The sequence below is a fragment of the Aeromonas sp. DNP9 genome (assembly GCF_001728955.1).
GTDB lineage: Bacteria > Pseudomonadota > Gammaproteobacteria > Enterobacterales > Aeromonadaceae > Aeromonas > Aeromonas veronii.
Genome location: NZ_LYSQ01000018.1, coordinates 48,010 through 71,347 on the forward strand (window position 1 = coordinate 48,010; position 23,338 = coordinate 71,347).

The 23,338-nt window shown below is 57.0% G+C and carries 24 protein-coding genes and 1 tRNA gene; 11 read left to right on the forward strand and 14 right to left on the reverse strand.

Annotation, left to right across the window (positions count from 1 at the left end; genetic code table 11):
• Nucleotides 1–11: 11 nt before the first annotated feature.
• Nucleotides 12–524, forward strand: a complete 513-nt coding sequence (locus tag A9G06_RS13535; RefSeq protein WP_069526990.1) for a lipocalin family protein — start codon at nucleotides 12–14, stop codon at nucleotides 522–524.
• Nucleotides 525–589: 65 nt separating this feature from the next.
• On the opposite strand, the gene A9G06_RS13540 is transcribed toward A9G06_RS13535, so the two are convergent.
• On the reverse strand, nucleotides 590–2,482 hold the full coding sequence (locus A9G06_RS13540; protein WP_069555571.1) for a methyl-accepting chemotaxis protein: 1,893 nt from the start codon (nucleotides 2,480–2,482) through the stop codon (nucleotides 590–592).
• Nucleotides 2,483–2,689: 207 nt separating this feature from the next.
• Nucleotides 2,690–3,187, reverse strand: coding sequence for a lactoylglutathione lyase family protein (locus A9G06_RS13545; protein WP_005357546.1), 498 nt, complete (start codon nucleotides 3,185–3,187; stop codon nucleotides 2,690–2,692).
• Between the two features lie 100 nt (nucleotides 3,188–3,287).
• Between A9G06_RS13545 and A9G06_RS13550 the strand changes: the two genes are divergently transcribed.
• Nucleotides 3,288–4,160 (forward strand): LysR family transcriptional regulator, encoded by an 873-nt coding sequence (locus tag A9G06_RS13550; protein WP_069555572.1) that lies wholly within the window; start codon nucleotides 3,288–3,290, stop codon nucleotides 4,158–4,160.
• A 54-nt stretch (nucleotides 4,161–4,214) separates the two neighbouring features.
• Here the strand turns inward: A9G06_RS13550 and A9G06_RS13555 are convergent, their stop codons facing one another.
• On the reverse strand, nucleotides 4,215–5,585 hold the full coding sequence (locus tag A9G06_RS13555; RefSeq protein WP_069555573.1) for a phosphatidylserine decarboxylase family protein: 1,371 nt from the start codon (nucleotides 5,583–5,585) through the stop codon (nucleotides 4,215–4,217).
• A gap of 224 nt (nucleotides 5,586–5,809) precedes the next feature.
• Nucleotides 5,810–5,886, reverse strand: a tRNA-Trp gene (locus tag A9G06_RS13560).
• Between the two features lie 201 nt (nucleotides 5,887–6,087).
• Between A9G06_RS13560 and A9G06_RS13565 the strand changes: the two genes are divergently transcribed.
• The 5 genes from A9G06_RS13565 to A9G06_RS13580 all read left to right on the forward strand — a co-directional run bounded on the left by A9G06_RS13565 (nucleotide 6,088) and on the right by A9G06_RS13580 (nucleotide 8,997).
• Complete coding sequence (locus A9G06_RS13565) at nucleotides 6,088–6,630, forward strand: hypothetical protein (protein WP_069555574.1); 543 nt, start codon at nucleotides 6,088–6,090, stop codon at nucleotides 6,628–6,630.
• A 99-nt stretch (nucleotides 6,631–6,729) separates the two neighbouring features.
• Nucleotides 6,730–6,924 carry a hypothetical protein gene (locus A9G06_RS21990; RefSeq protein WP_013724188.1) on the forward strand — a complete coding sequence of 65 codons (195 nt, stop codon included), beginning with the start codon at nucleotides 6,730–6,732 and terminating at the stop codon, nucleotides 6,922–6,924.
• A complete protein-coding gene (pyrB, locus tag A9G06_RS13570) occupies nucleotides 6,905–7,825 on the forward strand; it encodes an aspartate carbamoyltransferase (protein WP_005339735.1) in 921 nt (306 codons plus the stop codon). Before A9G06_RS21990 ends, pyrB begins: the two co-directional genes overlap by 20 nt.
• Before the next feature lie 15 nt (nucleotides 7,826–7,840).
• Complete coding sequence (gene pyrI, locus A9G06_RS13575; RefSeq protein ID WP_005339730.1) at nucleotides 7,841–8,305, forward strand: aspartate carbamoyltransferase regulatory subunit; 465 nt, start codon at nucleotides 7,841–7,843, stop codon at nucleotides 8,303–8,305.
• Nucleotides 8,306–8,505: 200 nt separating this feature from the next.
• Nucleotides 8,506–8,997, forward strand: a complete 492-nt coding sequence (locus tag A9G06_RS13580; protein ID WP_005339728.1) for an arginine repressor — start codon at nucleotides 8,506–8,508, stop codon at nucleotides 8,995–8,997.
• A 131-nt stretch (nucleotides 8,998–9,128) separates the two neighbouring features.
• Here the strand turns inward: A9G06_RS13580 and A9G06_RS13585 are convergent, their stop codons facing one another.
• From A9G06_RS13585 to arcA, 4 genes are all read right to left on the reverse strand, one after another.
• Nucleotides 9,129–10,535, reverse strand: a complete 1,407-nt coding sequence (locus A9G06_RS13585; protein WP_005339725.1) for a YfcC family protein — start codon at nucleotides 10,533–10,535, stop codon at nucleotides 9,129–9,131.
• Between the two features lie 124 nt (nucleotides 10,536–10,659).
• Complete coding sequence (argF, locus tag A9G06_RS13590; protein ID WP_017409770.1) at nucleotides 10,660–11,664, reverse strand: ornithine carbamoyltransferase; 1,005 nt, start codon at nucleotides 11,662–11,664, stop codon at nucleotides 10,660–10,662.
• A 79-nt stretch (nucleotides 11,665–11,743) separates the two neighbouring features.
• Nucleotides 11,744–12,670, reverse strand: a complete 927-nt coding sequence (gene arcC, locus A9G06_RS13595; RefSeq protein ID WP_005339719.1) for a carbamate kinase — start codon at nucleotides 12,668–12,670, stop codon at nucleotides 11,744–11,746.
• A gap of 62 nt (nucleotides 12,671–12,732) precedes the next feature.
• A complete protein-coding gene (gene arcA / locus A9G06_RS13600; RefSeq protein WP_005339718.1) occupies nucleotides 12,733–13,953 on the reverse strand; it encodes an arginine deiminase in 1,221 nt (406 codons plus the stop codon).
• Between the two features lie 747 nt (nucleotides 13,954–14,700).
• Here arcA and A9G06_RS22285 point away from each other — a divergent pair.
• The 3 genes from A9G06_RS22285 (at nucleotide 14,701) to A9G06_RS13610 (ending at nucleotide 15,992) form a co-directional block, all read left to right on the forward strand.
• Nucleotides 14,701–14,877, forward strand: a complete 177-nt coding sequence (locus A9G06_RS22285; protein ID WP_005339717.1) for a hypothetical protein — start codon at nucleotides 14,701–14,703, stop codon at nucleotides 14,875–14,877.
• Nucleotides 14,878–14,974: 97 nt separating this feature from the next.
• Nucleotides 14,975–15,622 carry an AAA family ATPase gene (locus A9G06_RS13605; protein ID WP_005339716.1) on the forward strand — a complete coding sequence of 216 codons (648 nt, stop codon included), beginning with the start codon at nucleotides 14,975–14,977 and terminating at the stop codon, nucleotides 15,620–15,622.
• Between the two features lies 1 nt (nucleotide 15,623).
• On the forward strand, nucleotides 15,624–15,992 hold the full coding sequence (locus A9G06_RS13610; RefSeq protein WP_005339715.1) for a hypothetical protein: 369 nt from the start codon (nucleotides 15,624–15,626) through the stop codon (nucleotides 15,990–15,992).
• A 738-nt stretch (nucleotides 15,993–16,730) separates the two neighbouring features.
• On the opposite strand, the gene hemN is transcribed toward A9G06_RS13610, so the two are convergent.
• The 4 genes from hemN to A9G06_RS13635 all read right to left on the reverse strand — a co-directional run bounded on the left by hemN (nucleotide 16,731) and on the right by A9G06_RS13635 (nucleotide 20,620).
• Entirely contained in the window at nucleotides 16,731–18,104 is a 1,374-nt protein-coding gene (gene hemN / locus A9G06_RS13615; protein WP_069555575.1) for an oxygen-independent coproporphyrinogen III oxidase, read from the reverse strand.
• Between the two features lie 31 nt (nucleotides 18,105–18,135).
• Entirely contained in the window at nucleotides 18,136–18,576 is a 441-nt protein-coding gene (locus A9G06_RS13620; RefSeq protein ID WP_069555576.1) for a DUF2489 domain-containing protein, read from the reverse strand.
• Nucleotides 18,577–18,587: 11 nt separating this feature from the next.
• Entirely contained in the window at nucleotides 18,588–19,166 is a 579-nt protein-coding gene (gene yihI, locus A9G06_RS13625; RefSeq protein WP_069555577.1) for a Der GTPase-activating protein YihI, read from the reverse strand.
• Between the two features lie 836 nt (nucleotides 19,167–20,002).
• Nucleotides 20,003–20,620 (reverse strand): c-type cytochrome, encoded by a 618-nt coding sequence (locus A9G06_RS13635; RefSeq protein WP_005339710.1) that lies wholly within the window; start codon nucleotides 20,618–20,620, stop codon nucleotides 20,003–20,005.
• A 142-nt stretch (nucleotides 20,621–20,762) separates the two neighbouring features.
• Between A9G06_RS13635 and yihA the strand changes: the two genes are divergently transcribed.
• Nucleotides 20,763–21,419, forward strand: a complete 657-nt coding sequence (gene yihA, locus A9G06_RS13640; protein ID WP_005339709.1) for a ribosome biogenesis GTP-binding protein YihA/YsxC — start codon at nucleotides 20,763–20,765, stop codon at nucleotides 21,417–21,419.
• Nucleotides 21,420–22,195: 776 nt separating this feature from the next.
• On the opposite strand, the gene A9G06_RS13645 is transcribed toward yihA, so the two are convergent.
• A complete protein-coding gene (locus A9G06_RS13645; RefSeq protein ID WP_069555578.1) occupies nucleotides 22,196–22,456 on the reverse strand; it encodes a DUF1488 domain-containing protein in 261 nt (86 codons plus the stop codon).
• A complete protein-coding gene (gene aroE, locus A9G06_RS13650) occupies nucleotides 22,453–23,274 on the reverse strand; it encodes a shikimate dehydrogenase (RefSeq protein ID WP_069555579.1) in 822 nt (273 codons plus the stop codon). Before aroE ends, A9G06_RS13645 begins: the two co-directional genes overlap by 4 nt.
• Nucleotides 23,275–23,338: the final 64 nt, after the last annotated feature.

The following is a 23,338-nucleotide window of genomic DNA, read 5'->3' on the forward strand; positions in this document are numbered from 1 at the left end:
AAGGATTACTTATGCGTTCACTGCTTTGCCTGTTCACCGCTTTGCTGCTGACAGCCTGTACCGGGATTGCCGATGGCATCCGCCCCGTTACCGGCTTCCAGCTCGATCGTTATCTCGGTACCTGGTACGAAATCGCCCGCCTCGACCACAGCTTCGAGCGGGGGCTAGAGCAGGTGAGCGCCACCTACAGCCTGCGGGACGATGGCGGCGTCAAGGTGCTCAACCGCGGCAAGCAGAGCGATGGCAGCTGGCGCGAAGCCGAGGGCAAGGCCTACTTCGTCGGCAGCCCGGACGAGGCACGGCTCAAGGTGAGCTTCTTCGGCCCCTTCTACGGCGGCTACAACGTCATCGACCTCGACCCCGATTACCAGCTCTCGCTGGTGACCAGCTACAACCACGACTACCTCTGGATCCTCTCCCGCTCACCCAACCCGCCCAAGGCGAAGGTGGATGCGCTGGTCGCCAAAGCGAAGTCGCTGGGCTTTTCCACCGACCAGCTGATTTGGGTCAAACAGACCCCTTAAGCCAGTCGTAAAATAGCAAAGGGCAGCCCGCGGGCTGCCCTTTCTGTTGCTGGCGTGGCGGGATGTTAAAGCCGGAAGCGGCCGATCTCCTGCTCCAGCCGCTCGGTCAGCGACTTGAGTTCGGCCGCCTGCGCCGCCTCGTTGCCCGCCTGCTCGGCCAGCTCTTGCGAGACGTGGCGGATATTTTCGGTATTGCGGCTGATCTCGCCGGTCACCGAAGTCTGCTCCTCGGCCGCGGCGGCGATCTGGGTCGCCATGTCGCTGATAGAGCCGATCGCCTCGTTGATCCGGGCAAGGCTCTGGTTGGCCGCTTCCGCATCCTCGACGCTGGTACCCGCCAGCTGACGGCTGGTCTCCATGCCACCCACGGCGCGACGGGTAGTCTGCTGCAGGGTCTCGATCATCTGCTGGATTTCGTCGGTGGAGTCGTGGGTGCGGCGTGACAGCACCCGCACCTCGTCCGCGACTACCGCGAAGCCGCGTCCCTGCTCACCAGCCCGCGCCGCCTCGATGGCCGCGTTGAGCGCTAGCAGGTTGGTCTGCTCGGCGATGCCGCTGATGGTCGCCAGAATGCCGCTGATCTTCTGGGCATGGCTGTCGAGCTCATTGATGATCTGGCTGGCATCGGCCACTTCGTCCGCCAGACCGGTAATGCTGCGCTGACTCTGGCCAACCTGGGATTGACCGGCGACTGCCAGTGCAACCGCATCGGTGGCGGTGGTGGCGGCAAACTCGGCGTTACCGGCGATCTCCTGAGTGGCGGAAGCCATCTCGGTCACCGCGGTCGCCACCATCACGATCTCGTCCTGCTGCTGGCGCACCCGCTGACTGCGAGCCTGCGCCCCGGCCGCCTGGGCACGGGACTGGGCCGCCAGCTCGACGGTCACATCCCGCAACCGGCTGACGATACCATGCAGCCGCGCCACGAACTGGTTGAAGTTTTGGGCCAGCTGACCCACCTCATCCTTGCTATGGGTGTTGATGTGAACGGTGAGATCCCCCTCGCCGTGGGCAATGTCGTGCAGGGCGTGCGCGACCCGACCGAGATCGGCGAACAGGTATTTGAAGGTGGCGGTGAGCAGGGCACTGAACACCAGCATCAGCACCAAGGTCAGCCCCACCAGCTCCCACAGCAGGCTGCTGAGCGGCGCCTCCAGCACATCGCGATACATCACCATGGCCAGCAGCCAGTCGGTGCCCGGTACCGGTTGTACTGCCAGCAGCACATCCCGCCCGTCGAGGGTGGCGGCGTGCAGCTCGCTGTTTTCGCGGCCCCACTGCTGGAAGGTGGCGGCAGAGAGTCCCGGCGCCAGCTCGGCGATGGGTTTGAGCGCCAAATCCTTCTGCGGATGGCCGACGATGAGGCCACTGCTATCGAGCAGCATGGCATAGCCTTCACCCTGCACCTTCATCGCCAGTACTTCGTCGATCAGCTTGTCGAGCGCCAGGTTGGCCCCTACGGCACCGACCAGCTCGCCCTGATGGCGTACCGGCTCGGAGAGGGTGACCACCAGCTTCTGCATGGTGACGCTGACATAGGGGGCGGTGACGATCAGCTGCCCCGCCTTCACCGCATCCTGATACCAGGGGCGCTCGCGCGGGTCATAGTTGCCGGTATTGAGGGAGGGATCCTGCCGGGTCATCACCCCCTGCGCGGAGCCAAAATAGGTGAGGCCGAAGCCGCCCGAGGTGTAGGCCTGCTTCAGGTGCGGCACCAGCTCGGCTTGGGGGTTATCGCTGATCAGGTTGACCAGCGCATGGACAGTGTTCTTGCGATCCGTCATCCATTCGCCGATGGCGACCGAGTAGGCGTGGCCATAGTTGACCGCCTCGCTCTGGATGGCGCTCACGGTGCGGGATTTTAGGGTGTGAAAGGCAACGATGCCGAGCAGTGATGCCATCAGCAGCACTACGCCAAGACTGGTGGCCAGCAGCTTGCCGCGCAGAGAGAGGGTCATGACGACGAATCCTTGTTGTTGTGTCAGGCAGGGAAAACCCTGATGTATCAAAGGCTATCGGCCGCAATATGAACAGACTTTAGTGAATCTGTATATTTTCCCATCTATCAACAACAGAACGCGCTATTCGTGTGAACTAGATCGCTATTCCATGCTACTGACTCTTGTAACAACAAAGTGACAGGCCGCCCGAAGGCGGCCTGTCACTTACCCCTGATATGCACCGGCGGAGTAGGTCAGCTCATAGCTGTGGCTGTAGATCTCGACGATATTGCCGAAGGGATCTTCCATGTAAACCATGCGGTAGGGCTTCTCGCCCGGGTAGTACTCGCGCACCGGCATCCGCTGCTTGCCGCCCGCCGCGACGATGCGCGCCGCCAGCCCCTCGACATCCGGATCCTGCACGCTGAAGTGGAACACCCCGGTCTTCCAGAATTCGAAGTTGTTCTCACGGCGCTCGCTGTTGGGGAACTCGAACAGCTCGATGCCGATCTTGTCGCCGGTGGAGAGGTGGGCGATGCGGAAGGAGCCCCAACCCGGGCCAAACACGTCGTTACACATCACGCCGATGGCAGAGTCATCCTCGCTGATGGTGGTCGCCGGCATGATGAGATACCAGCCCATCACCTTGGTATAGAACTCGACCGCTTTGTCGAGGTCAGTCACCGTGATGCCGATGTGGGAGAAGTTGCGTGGATAGGTCATACGTCACCTTGAAATTGTGTGTGGGAAACAGGTGACATGATAGGAAGGGGCGACATAATGAAAAATAAGGTCAAACTAATGGAAGGCATAAATTAAATTTATGGTTAATCCGCTCTGGCTCCACACCCTGGTGGTGGTGCATGAAACCGGCAGTTTTACCCGTGCCGCCGAGCGGCTGGATCTCACCCAGGCCGCCGTCAGTCAGCATATCTCGCGCCTCGAGGCCGAATTTGGCCCCCTGCTGCTGCGCAAGCCTCGTCAGCTGGAGCTCACTCCGCGCGGGCTGGTGGTGCTCGACTTCGCCCGCCAGCAGGCGCAGGCAGCCGAGCAGTTGCGGGCACGCCTCTCTGACGATGACCCTCACCGCGGCGCCATCACCCTCACCACCCCGGGCAGCATTGGTCTGCTGCTCTATCCCCTGCTGCTCGACCAGCAACAGGAGCACCCCGGACTCACCATCCAGCACCGCTTTGCCCCCACCCCCGACATAGTGCAGGCGATACTGGCAGGGCGCAGCGATCTGGGACTGGTGGATCAACCGCCGGAGCACCCCAGCATCGCCGCCGAGCCCTTCGCCCGCGAACCCCTCTGTCTGGTGGTACCCAACGACGGCAAGGAGCCGAGCTGGCAGCACCTCTGTCAGCTCGGCTTTATCGACCACCCGGATGGCCGCAGCATGGCACAACGCCTGTTGGGACGACGCTACCCCGGCCAGCGCGTTGACGAGATCCCCCTGCGCGGCTTTACCAACCAGATCGGCCTGATCCTGGAGCCGGTCGCCCGTGGCCTTGGCTTTACCGTACTGCCCCGCTTCGCCGTCACCGCCTTTGCCCAGCAGGAGAAGATCCGGGTGATCCAGAGCAGCATTGAAGTGATCGACACCCTCTGGCTGATCTACCGCGCCGAGTGGCCGCTCCCCGCCCGCCACCAGCGGTTGGTGAAAACCCTCAAGACGCAGGTCGGCGCCAGCTGATGCACAAACAACAAGGCCGCCTCAAGGGCGGCCTTTTACTGTCCGGCGGCAGGGTTATTTAACCCGCGCCAGCGCCGTATTGATCCTGAGGTTGGTCGCCTCCAGCCCCGGCTGCTGGCCATAGAAATCGAACTCCAGCTCAACCCCGGGACGGAACAGCAGGCAGTGGGTGGAGCCACCGAAGTGGAACATCCCCAGCTGCTCACCCTTCTCGATCCGCTGCCCCGGCTGCACCGTCACCTCGCAGCTCGACACTTCGGCCATCCCGACCGGCACCACGCACATCAGACCGATTTTGGGGTTGTCCGCCTCGATAAAGATCAGGGCGCGGGTCGCCACCGCAGTGAGGAAGGGTTGCGACTGGTTGGGGGCGCTCGGGTCGGCGCCATCGAGGTTGCCAAAACCCTGATGACGGTTGGCCAGGTAGTAGCTGCCGTTGACCACCTTGACCGAGCGCACCGTACCGCTCACTGGGCTGTGCCAGCGGTGATAGCTGAGAGCGCTGAGGAAGGCCTGATAGATGGTGCCCCCCTCGAACTGGGCGGCGCGCGGGTCGAAGTCGAGCAGGTTGTCCAGCGAGTAGGGCTGCCCCTTGAGCCAGAAGGAGTCCTGCCGGCGCACTCTTTTGGCCACCTGCAGCGGGGCCGATTCGCAGGCGTTGGCGATCACGTTGTCATCGTCGGGGGCAGCTACCGGCCGCACGCCGGGGCGAAAGCGGCGGGTGAAGAAGTCGTCCCAGCTGGCAAACCCTTCATATTCGGCCCCCGGGGTGGAGTGGAAGATCCCCTCGAAGCTGTCCGGTGTGGGGTTGTCTCCGGCACCGAGCGCCCCCTGCGCCACCTTGACCATCTCCCGTTTCGCCACGTCACCCAGCCAGGGGACGATCAGGGTCTGGCGATCGAGCGGACTGACCGACTCGGTCAGCACATAGCGGGAGGCCGGACTTTGCAGGAAATTGGCCCAGTAGCCGAGGATCTTGCGCAGCTGCTGGTTCACCAGCTCGTTGGCAAAGAAGCCGTAACCGGCAACCGTCGCTATGGGCCAGTTGAGCAGGGCATTGATGGGGAAGCCGATGAGCCCCGCCGGCTCGTGGCTCTGCACATCCTGATAGGCTTCTGGCGCCGTGGTCATGATGCCGTTGAGCAGCAGCAGAAACTCTTCGAAGCTGCGCACCTCGACCTGACCGAGCGGGGTTCTGTGCTTGTGCTGCCACGCCTCGTCAAACATCGCCTGCGCCTGCAGATGCAGCGCCGGCTCCTGCTCGACCAGCGCCTTCAGCTCGGCGATCGGTGCCACCAGCGGGCGGGGCTGACGGGTAACCGCCTGCCGCAACCGCTGCACCCAGCGCTCCACATGCACCTGATCCCGGGGTACCCAGCCGCCAGCGTGGGTGTGATTGTGACGAGTCTCCACCGCTTTGTTCATCGATCTATCTCCTTGGATTGAAGCGCCTCAGGCCAACCGGATGCAGTACAGACGCCGGGCAACAGGGCACCATCTGACAAGAAGCAAGGTGTAGCACAGGGGTAGAGAGGCCTCAATTGACAGATGTGGCAGAGGCAAACGGCAAGAAAGAGAGCTAACGGGGAGAGTGGCAAACGCCAGAAAGCGAAAAGCCAGCTCAATGAGCTGGCTTTTCTTGAATTAAATGGCAGGGGCGGCAGGACTCGAACCCGCAACCATCGGTTTTGGAGACCGCTGTTCTACCAATTGGAACTACGCCCCTGCAACAAACGAGGCGTAGTATACAAAGTGGAGATCAAAGGTAAAGGCTTTTTTTACGCTTTCGATGCGATTGCACAAATCCCGAACAAGTCGCGGTTGTTTGTGCAGCAAAGCGGGATAACTTGCTGTATTTGCAGCCCTGCCGGGGTAGGAATGGGACATAAATGGGGGTAGGGTGAAATCAGGTACCGGGAGGCCACTTATGCTCAATTACCGACTGCTCCAACAACTGGCGCCCCTCAATTTCAGGGATGAACGCAAAACAGAGTCCCTGCCAGCCTATCTTGAACGGGTCGCGCCACTGGTGCCCTTTATTCCTGAAAATGTGCTTTCCCAGTGGATTTACCGCCATTGGCGCGGTTTTGAGTCCAACTGGAGCTTTATCGATCTCGCCAGCCATCAGTTCACCTGTGAAAGCTGGCCCACCGCGCAACTGGTGGATCAGGTGGACTCCCGCCATATGGAGGTGATCGAGCGCTGGGGCGAGATGCTGCGCAGCAACCGCTATGTCCGCCGCTCCTGGCTCGGCGAGAAGATGCTGAACGAAGGCACCTGGCCGGAACCTGTCATCGTACTGGCGCCGGAGGAGGGAGCAAGCTACCCGAACGGCCATCCCCTGCCCCGCCCCTACTGCCTGCTGGAAGGGCACCACAGACTCGGTTATTTGCGCGCCATGGCCCGCGATGGGGAATCGCTGCAAGAGACGCATAGAGTGTGGATTTGTCGTCATGTTTCCGCCACTTAAACGTTTTTCATGCTGAAATTGGCATCGGAAATAAAATTTTGACAATTAAAAAAGCGGCCCTATAATCTGTCCGGTTTTGAAAAAGGTCGGGACGAAACGATGCAGTTTTTGATTCAGAAAACAGCCTTGCAGACGGGTGGTGCGCACCAGAGCGGCCCCGTTGTTTCCGGTTCCCACCCCAACGATCCCCAGTTATTTTTAAAAAAAGCCCCTGTTTCAGGGGCTTTTTTTTGTGCCCGAAAAACCTCCAATGATGTCAAAGGGAATGCAGACGATGACCAATCCACTCTATAAGAAACATGTCATCTCCATTTCGGACCTGACCCGGTCAGAAATGGAACTGGTAGTCTCAACCGCACAACGGTTGAAGGCTGAACCTGACACCAGCCTGTTGAAAGACAAGCTGGTTGCCAGCTGCTTCTTCGAAGCCTCCACCCGCACCCGCCTCTCTTTCGAGACCGCGGTACAGCGCCTTGGCGGCAACATCATCGGCTTCGCCGACGGTGGTAACACCAGCGCCAAGAAGGGCGAGACGCTGGCTGACTCCATCAAGATCATCGGTTCCTACTCGGATGCGGTGGTGATGCGCCACCCGAAAGAGGGCGCAGCCCGTCTGGCCTCCGAGTTCTCCCGCGTGCCGGTCATCAACGGCGGCGACGGCTCCAACCAGCATCCGAGCCAGACCCTGCTCGACCTGTTCACCATCCATGAGACCCAGGGTCGTCTGGACAACCTCAACGTCGCCTTCGTCGGTGACCTGAAATATGGCCGCACCGTGCACTCGCTGGCCCAGGCCCTCAGTCTGTTCAACTGCCGCTTCTTCTTCATCTCCCCGGAAGCACTGGCGATGCCGGACTACATCTGCGAAGAGCTGGAAGAGAAGGGTATCCAGTTCAGCGTCCACCAGACCATGGAAGAGGTGATGCCGGAGCTGGACATCCTCTACATGACCCGCGTCCAGAAAGAGCGCTTCGACGAGACCGAATACAAGCACATGGCCGCCAAGTTCATTCTGGAGCTGGCGACTCTGGAAGGGGCCAAGCCCACCATGAAGATCCTGCATCCCCTGCCCCGTGTCGACGAAATCGATGTGGCGGTCGACAAGACTCCCCACGCTTGCTACTTCCAGCAGGCGGAGAACGGAGTCTATGCACGCCAGGCGCTGCTGGCACTGGTACTGAACGAAACTGTCTGAGCTTAGGGGAATATCATGTCTGACAAGAACCAACTGCAAGTCGAAGCCATCCGTCACGGCTCCGTCATCGATCACATCCCCGCTGGCCAGGGCATCAAGATCCTCAAGCTGTTCCAGCTGGTCGAAACCCAGGAGCGGATCACCGTCGGCTTCAACCTGAAATCCGGCGCGCTGGGCAAGAAGGATCTCATCAAGATTGAGAACACCCGCCTGACCGAGCAGCAGGCCAACCAGCTGGCGCTGTTCGCCCCGAAAGCGACCGTCAACATCATCGAAGACTTCAATGTGGTGAAGAAGCATCAGCTGGAGTTGCCGGAGTTCATCGCCGGGGTGTTCCACTGCCCCAACTCCAACTGCATCTCCCACAACGAGCCGGTGGACAGCTACTTCCGGGTGCGCGAAGTGAAAGGCGTGGTGCGGATGAAGTGCAAATATTGCGAGAAGTCCTTTACTCAGGACATCGTCAGCGAACGTTACTGATATCTGATTGGGCCCCGCGGGGCCCATTTTTGAACCCTGTCACATCACCGAATTTCCAGTCAGCTATAATTTGCCATCGCAAGATGGTAATGCCCGCTCATTCCCTGCATATAGATGGATTATCAGTGTTTTTGCCTGATAACTGACTGCTATGGCAGATATCGCGCGGTTACCTCCGGTCATCATCAAAGGAATTCGCCGTGGTCAAAACCCTCAGTCGTCCCGTTGCCCAAGAGCCCGATCTGGCCCAGCTGGATGCCTGTCGCCAGATCATCGGTCAGCACTGTTACAGCACCCAGGAAGAGATCCGCCGCGAGCTGTCGGAGCGCGGCTTTGCCGACATCAGCCAGTCCACCATCTCCCGTCTGTTGCGCCGCCTCGGCGTCGCCAAGGCACAGAATGCCAACGGCAAGAAGGTCTACACCCTGGTCGATGAGCAGCTGGAACCCGCTGGCAGCACCCGCTCTATCCACGACATGGTGCGCGAAGTGGTACACAACCAGCAGATGGTGCTGATCCACACCACTCCGGGGGCCGCCACCGTGGTGGCTCGCCTGCTGGATCGCAACGCCAATCCCGAGATCATGGGCGCCGTCGCAGGCAATGACGTGGTGCTGGTCGCTCCACGCCATATCAGCCGTACCCGACAGGCCCACGCCGCCGTGGTGCGCACGCTGGCGCAAGCCCGCTAACCCCTTCCATCGAATGCATCGAGGCGACCTGCGGGTCGCCTTTTTGTTGCCTACTATTTTGTGCCCATCACTTCTTGCGCCCATAAAAAACGGGAGCCCGCAGGCTCCCGTTTCATCTTTCTTGTTATCCCTCAGGAGAGCACGGCGCCCAGGCTCAGGCAGACCACGATCAGCACGGTCAGGATACCGAGCAGCGGAGCCACCCACTTCAGCCAGCGCACATAAGGCACCTTGGCGATGGCCAGACCGCCCATGACCACGGCGGAGGTCGGGGTCACCAGGTTCACCAGACCGGAGGCAGACTGGTAAGCAGTCACCACCAGATCGCGGCCCACGTTGGCGAAGTCGGCCAGCGGCGCCATGATCGGCATGGTCAGTACGGCCAGACCGGAGGAGGACGGCACCAGGAAGGAGAGTACCACTTCCAGCACGAACATCACGTTGATAAAGACGATGGTGGAAAGGCCGGTCACGATCCCTTCTGCACTGTGCAAAATGGTGTGAGTTATCATGCCGTTATCCATTACCACCACGATACCGCGGGCGATACCGATGATCAGCGCCACCCCCAGCAGGTCACGCGCACCATCGATAAAGTTGGAGGTCAGCTCCTCTTCGCTCATGCGGGAGATGAGACCAACGATGATGGCGGCAGCCAGGAACACGCCGGAGATCTGCGCCATCCACCAGCCCAGCACGGCCACACCGTAGATCATCACGGCAAAGGCGGCGACGAAGATACCCAGCACGATTTTACGGGTCAGGGTGAACTCCAGCATCTGGTCACTCTTGTTGCCAAGGAAGTGGGCACGGTTCTCTTCCCACTTGTCAGCCACCAGGGATTTGCTCGGATCGCTGCGCACCATCTTGGCGTAACGCATGACGTAGGCAACGCAGAGCAGCCAACCGGCGACCAGCATGGCGACGCGCAACCAGATACCGTCGGTGAAGGAGATACCGGCGGCGTTGGCGGCAATCACGGTGGCAAACGGGTTGATGGTGGAACCGAGAGTACCGATACCGGCGCCCAGCAATACGGTTGCCGCCGCCACCACAGGGTCAAAACGGGCGGCCATCATCACCGGCACCAGCAGGGTGTAGAACGGCAGCGACTCTTCGGCCATCCCGTAGATGGTGCCACCTGCGGCGAACAGCGCCATCAGGATCGGGATCATCCACTCTTCCCGGCCGCGCAGGCGGTCGGTCACACGTTCAATACCGGCATCGATGGCACCTGTCTTGGTCACAATGCCAAGAAAACCACCGATGATCAGGATAAAGAGGGAGACGTCGATGGCGCCTGCCTCATAAGTGTCGTGGTTGTAGAGGCCATCGATAGGTGCCAGCAGCACGTCGACGATCCCCTGGGGATTCCCCTCCACCAGTTTGTAGGTACCCGCCACCGGCACTTCTTTGCCGAGGGCTTCGTTCATGGTCATCTCATATTTGCCGGCCGGCACTATCCAGCTCAGGGCGGCCACCAGGGCGATCAGCACAAACAGTATCGTGTAGGCTGACGGGAACTTGAATTTGGTCATGGTCCAGCTTCCTTCTGTGGGTGTGGTATCCATGCAGGCTGCGGGTCGTAGGGTTAGAGGTATTATGCCGCTGTCACATGGTCGAAAAGCCGGGGGTCGCCCCCCCGGCACCACTACTGCGACCTTAGTCGCCCAGCGTAGCAACCATCACTGCCTTGATGGTGTGCATCCGGTTTTCGGCCTCGTCGAACACGATGCTGTGCTCGGATTCGAACACGTCCTCGGTCACTTCCAGGCCTTTCATGCCATATTTGTCAGCCACTTCCTTGCCCATGGTGGTCTCGTCGTTGTGGAACGCCGGCAGGCAATGCATGAACTTCACATCAGGATTCTTGGTAGCGTTGATGACATCCATGTTGACCTGATACGGGGTCATCAGTTTGACGCGCTGATCCCAGGCTTCTTTCGCTTCACCCATGGAAACCCAAACGTCGGTGTAGAGGAAGTCGGTACCCAGTACACCCTCTTTCACATCTTCGGTCAGAGTGATGCGTGCGCCGGTCTCTTCGGCGATCAGGCGGCACTTGGCAACCAGCTCCTCTTCCGGCCAGAAGGCTTTCGGCGCGACCAGACGGATATCCATGCCCATTTTGGCGGCGCCGACCATCAGGGAGTTACCCATGTTGTTGCGGGCATCACCCAGGTAGGCGAACTTGATTTGATCCAGACGCTTGCCCTTGCCGTGCTCCAGCATGGTCATGAAGTCGGCCAGGATCTGGGTCGGGTGGAATTCGTTGGTCAGGCCGTTCCAGACCGGGACACCGGCGTAGGCGCCCAGCTCTTCGACGATCTCCTGACCGTAGCCACGGTATTCGATACCGTCATACATGCGGCCCAGTACACGAGCGGTGTCCTTCATGGACTCCTTGTGACCGATCTGGGAACCGCTCGGGCCAAGGTAAGAGACTTGCGCACCCTGGTCGAAGGCCGCTACTTCAAATGCACAACGGGTGCGGGTAGAGGTCTTCTCGAAAATCAGGGCGATGTTTTTGCCGGTCAGGTGTTTGCGCTCGTAGCCACCGTATTTTGCTTTTTTCAGGTCGATGGCCAGGTCAATCATGTATTGGATTTCGCGCGGGGTGAAGTCCAGCAGTTTCAGGAAGTTACGGTTACGCAGATTAAAAGCCATGATGAGTTCTCTCTATATATGTTTCAGACCAGTTCGGGCAGTAGTGTTGACTACGCATTCTCAGTACAGATGTCGGTAATTACGCATGTACGGTGCGGGTGGCGACGATATTGGTGCCGGCTTCTCCCTTGAGGATGGCGAGGCCATCTTCCAGCGAGCCGATGCCAACCATGCCGCCGGTCGCTTTGACAAATTCACAAGAGGCTTCGACTTTCGGCCCCATGGAACCTGCATCGAACTTGACCCCGGCCAGCTCGTCCGGGCTGGTGACTCGCAGCGGACGCTGGGTCGGTTTGCCCCAATCGAGATAGACGGCATCGGCGTCGGTCAGGATCAGCAGGGCGTCGGCCTTGATCTGCTTGGCCAGATAGGCGGCAGACATGTCTTTGTCGATGACGGCTTCGATACCGGTCAGGCTCTGGCCATCCCAGGTCACCGGGATACCACCACCACCGGTACAGATGATGAGGTGGCCCTGGGCAATCAGGGTTTCGATGGCGTCGCCTTCAACGATGCGCTGGGGCAGCGGGGACGGCACTACGCGGCGGAAGAACTTGCCGTCAGCCTTGACCACCCAGTGCTTCTCTTCTGCCAGGGTGCGAGCTTCAGCCTCTTCGTAGACGGGGCCGATAAATTTGGTCGGGTTGGCAAATGCCGGATCCTTGGGATCAACCTGCACCTGAGTCAGCAGCGCGGTGACGTTGCGGCTCGGCATCAGGTTTTTCAGCTCCTGGATCAGCATGTAGCCGATCATGCCCTGGGACTCGGCACCCAGCACATCCAGCGGATAGGGGGATACCTTGGTGTAGGCGCTGTTCTGCAGGGCCAGCAGGCCGACTTGCGGGCCGTTGCCATGCACCAGCACCACGTTGTACTCCTGAGCAATCAGGGCGATGGTCTTGGCGGCCGTTGCGATGTTCTTGCGCTGGATATCCGCTTCCAGTGGCTCACCACGACGGAGCAGAGCATTGCCACCCAGAGCGACGACGACAGTTGGTTTTTTCATAGTGGTTGATCTCGATTTTGGGTCTGTGTGGCGCCAGCCTCTGCCGACGCCACGCCGTCTCATCAGATGCTGTCGCGTTCCATCGGGCAGCTCATGCAGCGGGCGCCGCCGCGGCCACGGCCCAGTTCATCACCCGGAATGGAGAGAACTGTGATACCGGCTTTGTCATACTTCTCGTTGGTGTAGGTATTGCGCTCGTAACCCACCACCACGCCGGGACGTACGGTCAGTACGTTGTTGGCGTCGTTCCACTGCTCGCGTTCGGCTTCGAAGCTGTCACCGCCAGTGGTGATGATCTTCAGCTGATCGACGCCCAGCGCTTTCTCGATAGCGGTGACGAAGTAACCCTCTTCCTTGATGTTCATGCCAGTGGCGCCGCCCGGAGTCAGGCTCCAGCACTGCACATCCTTGCGGATCACTTCCGGATAGACGGAGAAGGTGTCGATATCCATGTGGGTCATGACGGTATCCAGGTGCATGCAGCTGCGGTGTTTCGGCAACTCCATGGCGATGACCTGCTTGGCCTGACCATGTTTGAACAGGCTGCGAGCCAGGTGCTCGACACCTTGCGGGGTGGTGCGCTCGGACATACCGATCAGCACGGCGCCACGGCCGATAACCAGTACGTCGCCACCCTCGATGGTGGAGTTGTCGTAGTCACGCTCCTCGTCACCGAAGTATTTGATGAAGTCCTGCCCGGCAAACATCGGGTGCCAGCGGTAGATGGCCTTCACATGGTTGGTCTCGCGGCGACGAGCCGGCTTGGCCATCGGGTTGATTGAGACGCCACCGTAAACCCAGCAGGAGGTGTCACGGGTAAAGAGGTGGTTGGGCAGCGGCTCGATGATGAAATCGGTCGGTGCGTGCATGCCCACTACCATGTTGACGCCGCTGTAGGGCATCTCGGAGTAGGTCAGGCCGCCGGAGAGAATGCGGGCCAGTTCGCGGTGCGGCATGTCAGCCAGGAAGCAGCGCACGTCGTTGGCAAAAGAAGATCCGAGGCGGTAGTCGGAGACCTGATGTTGCAGCAGCCAGGTTTTGGCTTCTGGCACATCAAGTGTTTCGGCCAGCAGATTGGTCAGCAGGAAAACTTCGACATTCTGATCGCGCAGTACCTGAGCGAATTTGTCGTGCTCCTGACCGGCGCGTTCAACTGACAGGACGTCATCGAACAGCAGATCCTGGCAGTTGGAAGGAGTCAGACGCTTCAGACTGAGGTTGGGGCGGTGCAACATGACACGGCGCAATTGGCCAACTTCAGAACCTACATAAAATTTGCTCATGATTATATTCCGTCTAGCAGTGGTCCCTGCGAGTGATTGAATAGATTCCTTCTATTCATGCTCGTGGCTAAGGCGGGATATTCTTTATGTAGGGTAATCGGCTTGTGTTCTATCCTGCCCTTGCCTTTCGAGACCGAGGTTAGCCCTGTGAATCACGACAAACTTAGACATTGATCACATTCACTCAGAACTGAATATATTCACCATCCAATCTATGACCCCGGTAGCAAATTGCGCACTTTCCAAACAAACCACACCGAATAACCATGCAAAACTACCCCGTTATATTTCAGGTTGATTCATTTTATATTCATACCAACTCACTGGAGTGATTAAATTCAAATAACAAAAACTGTTAAAAATCATCACTATAAATGACTTTACAAATAGAATTTGAATATTACTCCCTATGTATTGAATACATCGCCGTGACGGGAGGAATGCGGGAGAAATAAATACTCACATCGACCACATTCACTGCATAAATCTTTTCTTGTTCCAGATCATGGCATTGATGCCAACCCCATCAGGCTCGGCCTCATCAGTCACCACCTCTATGTGTGGCTCAACTTAATATGCACAAAGTCCGCATCAAGGTGGGCAGCCATCCTCGTCGGTCATCACAACGCCTTTTGATACTTTTTTCATTAATTGAATTTATTCGCCTCACCTTGCGCTGGCGCCAACCTCGACTTAACTCAGAAAGTGATCCAGATCACACAGGAATGGCACTACCAAGGAGTTGTTATGAAGATGAAACCCATGCTGTTGCTCGCGACTTTGCTGCTCTCTGCGCTCCCCACCCTCAGTCAGGCTGAAGGGGCCCCTGCCATGCCCATGGTGGTATGCCATGTCGACAAGGCCCCTCAAATGCTGGTGCCTGACTATGTCTGCCGCTGGCAGGGAGGTAGCGTTCATTACTAGTCGAAACAACGAGAGGAGCATCACTCCTCTCGCCTTGTGATGAGACAGGCCCCTCCTATACTGAAATCAGCGGTTTTCTCATGGATAGGGGAACGTCATGATCTTGTTGGTCGGTGGAGAGAAGGGGGGGAGTGGCAAGAGCTGCCTGGCACAAAATCTGGCGGTCTACCTCAGATCCCAATTTCAGGGGGAGGTGTTACTGGTCGACTGCGACCCGCAGCGCACCACCTCTGACTGGATTCAGGAGCGCAATGACAACCCGGAGCTGCCACAAATCAACTGCGTACAGCTCTATGGCAATATTCGCAACGACCTGCTCAGCCTGAAAAACCGCTACGACTACGTCATCGTCGATTGCGGCGGGCAAGACAACCGGGCTCTGCGCTCCACCATGGCTGTCGCTACCCACGCCCTGATCCCCTTGCGCCCGAAACGCCGCGACCTCAAGACCCTGCCCCACATGGAAGATCTCATCACCACCTGCAAGATGGTTAATCCGACGCTCAACGCAGCCGTAGTGCTGACCCAGTGCCCCGCCCTGCCCAATCAGGTAAAACGCATTCTCGAAGCGAAAGAGGTTTGCTCCTCGTTCGGTGTCGACGTCCTGAACGCCATCACCTATGGCCGCAACGTCTATGACGACAGCGAAGAGAAGGGACTGTCGGTGATGGAGATCGAGCCGGATGGCAAATCCGCCGAAGAGATCCGGGCCATCGCCAAAGAGTTCCTGCAAGTGGGGGTGTGAGATGGGTCTGGCCGATCTGAAGAAAAAGCACCAGCTGCATCACCAGAAGAAGTTCACCGTCGACGAATTTATCGAAGATGCGGAGTTCTATGCCAAAGGCAAACCCAAGGTGGTCAGCCTTGAACTGGGCCTGCATCGTGACGAAGCCTTGTCGGCGCTGGCCTTTATCGAGAGCGGCGAGCACCTGAAGCCCAGCTACAAAAAAGCCACCTTCTCCATGAGCACGGTGGCCATCGACGAGCTGGGTAATCTGACCCAGCAAGATGGCATGAACAAGTCCCTGTTGCTGCGCCTCTTTACCCACTACTTCTCTTCGCTCACCCCGGAAGAGCGCCAGACAATCTATGAGCGACTCAACCAGCGCTCATAATTTCTCCATTCAGCCGCTCTTTGTGTGCCTCGCCAACTCACCCCGAATGACCATCATCAGACTGCAAAATCTGTTTCTGAAGCAACCAAAACGTCGTGTAAGAGATCCGCCATTCCAAATGTAAGCCAACGGCCAAAAAGATCCCCGAGATAATCGGAAGATAGGATCTTAAAACATGAAGACGAGAAACTTAACTAGCTGTTTATAAATGAATAAATCGAAACTCACCACTTTCGAAATAGCTAATGACAAAAACGTTTTCCAATCTAGCGTTGTAGCCGGTTAGAAAATCCTTATAGTTACTCATGCACGGACGCAATGAAGTCGGTCAGGAAGACTGGCTGCCAGGGTTGGGCAAATGGACTCACCACAGGATGTGGTAAAGGACACCTCCCAGGACGGAGAAAGTGCGACGGGACAGGATGACTCGTCAGGCCAAGATGGCTAAAGGACACCCCAAAGGATTGGGAAGGGGAAACCTAAAGGAAGAGGTAAACAGTCAGGGATTGCAGGGAGCAACTTCGTTCAAGGATCTGAGCGATACGACTACCGGGGGCGACGCAAGTCGCCCCCATCTTTTTATCTGCGTTTCACCGCGACCATTGCTTGATTCCCAATTGCTTGCCTCAGCGCAGAGACTTCTTGCCAGAACCTTTCCGACCCTCTGCTTAAGCAAAAATACATATGAAAGGGGCGCCACGATGGCGCCCTTCTCTGTTTTCTGATCGGCAAACAAGCTTATATCACGCGAGAGAACTGCTGCTGGCGCGCCTTGTTGCGCAGGTACACGTCGAAGCACATACAGATATTGCGGATCAGCAGCTGCCCGGTGGAGGAGACCTCCAGACCATCCTCCGTCATACGCACCAATCCATCGTTGATGAAGGTCTGCAGCAGCTTGAGATCGTCGGCAAAATACTCTCTGAAATTGAGACCGTGCGCCTGCTCGACAGACGCAAAGTTCAGACAGAAATCACAGATGAGCCGCTTGATCACCTCACGACGGATCAGATCATCCTGATTGAGCGAGCAGCCTTTCCACTGAGCATGACCCAGCTCTGCAACCTGTGCGTAATAGGCCTTGAGCTCTTTCTGGTTCTGGGAATAGGCATCACCGATCATGCTGATGGAGGAGACCCCCAGTCCCAGCAGATCGCAATCACCCTGGGTGGTATAGCCCTGGAAGTTGCGGTGCAGCTTGCCCTCGCGCTGCGCTACCGCCAGCTCGTCATCGGGTTTGGCAAAATGGTCCATACCGATGAACTGATAACCCTGGCCAGTGAGGAAGGCGATGGTGTCCTGCAGCATGGCCAGCTTCTCCTGCGGCGCAGGCATATCCACCTCTTTCAACTTGCGCTGGGCGGCAAAGCGACTCGGCAGATGGGCATAGTTGAAGATGGAGAGGCGCGCCGGATCCGTCTTGAGCACCTCTTCCAGCGTATGGTAGAAGCTGGCACGATCCTGATGCGGCAGGCCATAGATAAGGTCGAGGTTGGTCGAGCGGAAACCCAGTTCTCTGGCCCGTTCCAACATGGCTTTAATAAAGTCGTTGTCCTGCTCGCGGTTGACTGCGACCTGTACATCCTTGTTGAAGTCCTGCACCCCAAGGCTGATGCGGTTGAAGCCGACGTCTCGCAGCACATCCAGCATGGTAATGGCAATCTCGCGCGGATCGACCTCGATGCTGAACTCCCCCTCTTCGGCGAAATGGAAGTGCTCACGCAGCATGGCCATCAGGCGGCGCGTTTGTACTTCATCCAGATAGGTGGGAGTACCGCCGCCCCAGTGCAACTGGGTGACCAGACGATGCTTGAAGAGCGGGGCTTGCGCCTTGATCTCCTGCTCCAAATAGTCGAGGTACTCGTCAGCCTTGTGTTGATGACGGGTAATGACCTTGTTGCAGCCGCAGTAGTAGCAGAGCTTGTGACAGAAAGGGATGTGCACGTAGAGCGACAGATTGCGCTCGGGATAATGGCCGGCAGCGCGGACAAAATCCGGATAGCCGAAGCTCTCGTTGAACTCCAGCGCAGTGGGATAAGAGGTGTATCGCGGGCCACTGTAGTTATATTTTTCGATCAGGGCCTGATCCCACACAATCTGTTCTGCTTGCACGCTCGCTTCCTCTCTTGTTGTTATTGTTGGCTCACCGACCTAACTGAAAATCCTTCAGCTGGGCCACATCCTTGAGGATCTGAGCCTCCAGCTCGGCCTCGTAACCGCTGCGTTCGAGATCCATCTTCATCACTTCATTGCGCTTGAGGGCACGTCTGGCCTCATGAGTCGGCATATCTTTCACCTTCTCATACAGCCCGTACAGACCCGGGAACTCGGCAACGAACGCCCGCCCCCCCTTGATCTGCAACGCATCCAGCAGATTGGTCAGCCGAATGGCGCCTTCAGAGTAATCGCACTGCCCCTCCTGCACCGCATGAGCAATGACCCGTACGCTCTCCAGAATTCGTTCATTGCGAGCGGTAATCGCCTGCCGCTGCATCGCTTGCTGCCGTCTCAGCCTGGCCAGCAGCATGCCTGCATAGATGGCCAATCCTGACAAAATCAGGCCGCCCAACAGGGCGGCCAGCATCCATCCACTCATCACTTTTTCTTCGGCTCAGGCTTGGGTTCCGGCTTGAAATCGACCTGGTTGAAACGGTCCCACAACTCCTCTTCGGAGGCTGGTTTCTGCTCGTCGAACTCGGCGTCATCGCCATCATCAAACGGCAGATCATCATCGTCGTTGTCGATGATGCCCAGCTCATCCATCAGCTCCTGATAACGGTCGACGCGCTGATCAACCCAGGCCTGCTCGGCCGCGTCCAGGGTTTCACCGGCATCAAGACGATCCAGCAGATCATTCAAGCGGTCATCGTTTTCGATGGAAGCCAGCTCCTGCTCGGGCGTCATCACCAGCTTCTTCTCTTTCACCGCCTTGGGTGCTGCCGGCTTCTTCTGTTTGTCATCCACCACCAGTACCACCGGCTTGCGGGAACCGATACGCGGATCTTTGGACTGGCTGTTGCCAGACTTGTTCTTCGGCTGTTCAACTTGCTGACGAGAACCAGCCTTCAGGCCTTTGCGCTTGGCAGCCCGTTTACGCTCACGGCCTTCCTGAGCACTGACATCAGATTCTTTGCGCTTGCCAGTAGGCTTGCGAGTGGGTTGTTTGGCAGACATGAATGGCTAACTCCGAAAATAACTGGTTTGACCCGTACCCGGGATGATCTCACCCGGTGGGATACGATGCGAGGAACAGTAAGGCTGGAACAAGAGCAGGATCCCGCACCAATCCGGCCCAATCAGGCCACTGAACACCGCAGGATCGGTATCCTCTGGGCATGTTGCTGGTATTTTGACACAGAATGACTGATCGGGTTAATGACCCAAAAGAAAAAAGGCAGCCGAAGCTGCCTTGATATGTTCATGCGTGCGCCATCCTGAATGGCAAAACAATCTGTTTCGTCCTCTCCGTGACAACTTGTCGCCGCATCATATCGTTGTGTGGTCATCCTGACCTTATATTGGTCGTTCCTGAATGTGCGTGTGCTTGTTTGACCCGTCTCGACCGCATCCTGCCATCGTGCCGGGGAGTCTGCATCCCGCAACCCCATCCCGCTCCGGAGATGGTCACCATCCTGATCCTTCAATCCTTTGCCAGCTCATCCGAGCCCATGGCATCCCGCCACGCCAGCCATCCTCTGCTCACAACGCCCTGTCGTGAAACTGCCACCCAATCCGTGGGTGAATCCATTAAGCCTACTGTACCAACTCTATAAAGCGGCTCAATCCACTCAAAACATTCTCAACATGTCGAAAAACATCAACATTAACATAACCTGTTGATAAATAATGGTTATTTAGTATTTTATGCAATTTTATGAGCCTTGGCCTGCCTTGAGAATGGGAGATCTCTTACAGAACGGGGGGATTAAACCGAGAATTATCTGAAAGCCATAAAAACAACGGGGAGCCCAGGCTCCCCGTTTCAACTCAAATCGACCGTATCGACTATATCAGTGCAGACCCGCCACATATTTGGAGAGGGCTTCGATATCCTGATCAGTCAGTTTCTTGGCAACATCCCGCATCATGCCATTCGGATCGTTGTCACGCGTCCCGGCACGGAATGCGGTGAGCTGAGCCTTGATATAGGCAGGATGCTGGCCGGACAGGTTGGGATACTTCGCCTGTTCGACACCAGAGCCACGGGGACCATGGCAAGCCGTACAAGCTGCCAGACCGCGACTCATGTCACCACCCATATAGAGTGCCTTGCCCGCTTCGACCACGTCGTCAGGGACAGCGATAGGGGTAACCTTCAGGCTGGAGAAATAAGCCGCCAGGTCATCCATGTCCTGTTCCGACAAAGGTAACGCCATCGGCCCCATCACTGGCGCAACCCGGCCAATTTGACCAGAAGCGGCAGCCTTCAGTTCAACTAACTGCTTTTTGATATATGATGCGTGCTGACCAGCAATTTTGGGGTACATATCAACCAGGCTGTTTCCGTCCGGTCCATGACAAGCCGCACAAACGGCAGCCTTGGTCTGTCCCGCAGCGGCATCGCCCTTGGCTTGTGCCATCCCCGTTACGCCAACCATCAGAGCAAGAGTAATGACTAGGTTCTTCATGGCGTTCCAACTTTTCGTTATTAGGCTTCCAGATCCCATGCCGCTGAAGGCATGTTAAAATAAACGCGTTTAAGCGACGCTATTTTACACCATTTTACAAAAAAGTAACTCTATAACCCTCTATCTCCATGGGGAATTTACGTTGGATACACAAACTCTGAATTTCAATAAGGTGCATTTTGTGACCAGCGCACCCGACATCCGTCACCTGCCAAATGATGGGGGTGTCGAGATCGCGTTTGCCGGCCGTTCCAACGCCGGTAAGTCATCTGCATTGAACACCTTAACCAAACACAAGAACCTAGCACGTACCAGTAAGACACCCGGTCGTACCCAGCTGATCAACCTGTTTGAGCTGGAACCGGGCAAGCGTCTGGTCGACTTGCCGGGTTATGGTTATGCGCAAGTTCCGCTGGAAATGAAGCTCAAGTGGCAAAAGTCACTGGCAGAGTATCTGCAGCGCCGTGAGTCATTGAAAGGTCTGGTGATCCTGATGGACATCCGCCACCCGCTCAAAGATACCGACATGAACATGCTGGAGTGGAGCTCACACCGTCAGCTGCCCGTCATGCTGTTGCTGACTAAGGCTGACAAACTGAGCCCGGGTCCGCGCAACAACCAGGTGATCAAGGTGCGCCAGGCCGTTGCCAACCTCGGTTCCCAGATTCAGGTTGAAGCGTTCTCCTCCCTCACCAACATCGGTGTGGAGAAGCTGGCGCAAACCCTGACCGAATGGTACGTCAGTGGTGACGATACCGACCTGCTGAACGCTGACGAACAGCAACCTGCCGAGGAGTAATCTACTCCTCGCTCTCCTTGCAATTGGCGGAGCACTCCTCCGCTGATTGAAAGGGTTTCAGATTGCCGCTTTCACCTGCCTCACGACAAACACCCCGCATTCGCCTCCCCGGCTATATCCATTACCGCTTACAGTTCATATAGATAGGCAGTTGATTCACGCAAGGAATTAACATCTAAAGACGTTGAGAGCGTTTTCAAATTCGTTCTTTCAAAACGAACAATAATTACAAAAGGAGACAAGAATGAAATTTAATTACAAGATCTAACCGGAAGGGATAAAAATGAGGCCGGACGACAGTGATGCCATCCAGCCTGAAATAATAAGTTCAAAAAATTGGGAAGAAGCTGAATCTTGAGTACCAGACGACAGGTATTCCTCAAGAAGCAGCCTCATTCTATCAAATGCATCGCCAATTTAAAGCATTTACTCTAAATGGCGCGCATAAAAAAACACCCCGACGAGAACCTCATCGGGGCAGCTATTCAGCCACATTCAATTACGTGAAATAAAAGGTCTGAAAGATAGAACATCTTACCTCTGTACCCTACGCAGACAACTGTACAGCAAAGCAGCAGAAAGTGAAAGTAATTTATGTAATTTAGTTTCACAACTTACAGATTAAGAAAAAATCTTTTATTTTCATACAGATAAAAAAATCCCCAGTACGAATACCGGGGAGTTATAAAGGTGACTAGCTAGCACTTCCTCAACTATTTAGTTAGTCAGCGCCATTTCAAAGTAGTTCCGCTACAAAACAAAAAAACTTTGAAAAATCAGAGATAGATAGCGCCATCTTCAGCAAATTCTTGTTCTTCAATGAGTTTTTCAGCAATATCTTCAATATCAAAACGCACACTTTCGAAGGCTCTGACGATGTCATCCTCTCTCGTCAGCGCCAGACCTGTCATTCTCTCCAGTCGCCGATGGCTGATGTAACAATCTATCAGCGCCCCCATCTGCTGGGCAGGAAAACGCACCCGCTGTTCGTCAGCCTGCCACTCCATCAGGTCGGGAAACAGAATCCCCTGGTTCATATCACCCCCAAGTTACGCTTCAACTCTCTCAATACCTGTTTAGTCCCGGGACGAATTCCGCGCCACACGGTAAACGCTTCGGCGGCCTGTTCCACCAGCATGCCGAGTCCATCCATGGTTTGACGGGCCCCATGCTGTTTGGCCCAACTGATAAAGGCCGTATCCGAGGCGCCATACATCATGTCGTAGATGGCAATATCCGTGTGGATCAGGGCGGGAGCCAACGGCGGCAGCTCCCCTTGCAGGCTGGCGGAGGTAGAGTTGATGACGAGATCGAATGACCCTGCCAACTGCTCATAGGTCTGGGCAGTCACATGCCCCAGATCGCAGAATTCGGCAGCCAACTGTTGCGCTTTTGCGTGGGTGCGGTTGGCGATCACCAGCTCGCTCGGCAACTCGGCCAGTAGCGGCGCCAATGCACCGCGAGCCGCGCCACCGGCACCCAGCAGCAGGATCCGGCTATCCGCCAACGTCACACCATGGGACTTGAGATCGGCGACCAGACCGGCGCCATCGGTATTATCCCCCAGCAACACGCCATCATCGGTCAGCTTGATGGTATTGACCGCGCCCGCCCGCTTGGCCCTTGGGCTCAAGTGATCGACCAGAGTAAATGCCTGCTCCTTGAAGGGAACGGTGACATTGCATCCCTTGCCCCCTTGCTCAAAGAAGGTGCGCAGGGCTTGGGCAAACTCGTCGACGGCGGGTTCAGCCAGCCCATACTCCAGCTCTTGCTGGGTTTGTCTGGCAAACAGGGTGTGAATGAAGGGGGACTTGCTGTGGCGCACCGGGTGGCCAAAAACCAGATAACGATCCATCAAAGAGTTCCATCAGAGGGCAATATTCCGATTTAACGGGTTTTCGCACTCGGGAACAAGCCGA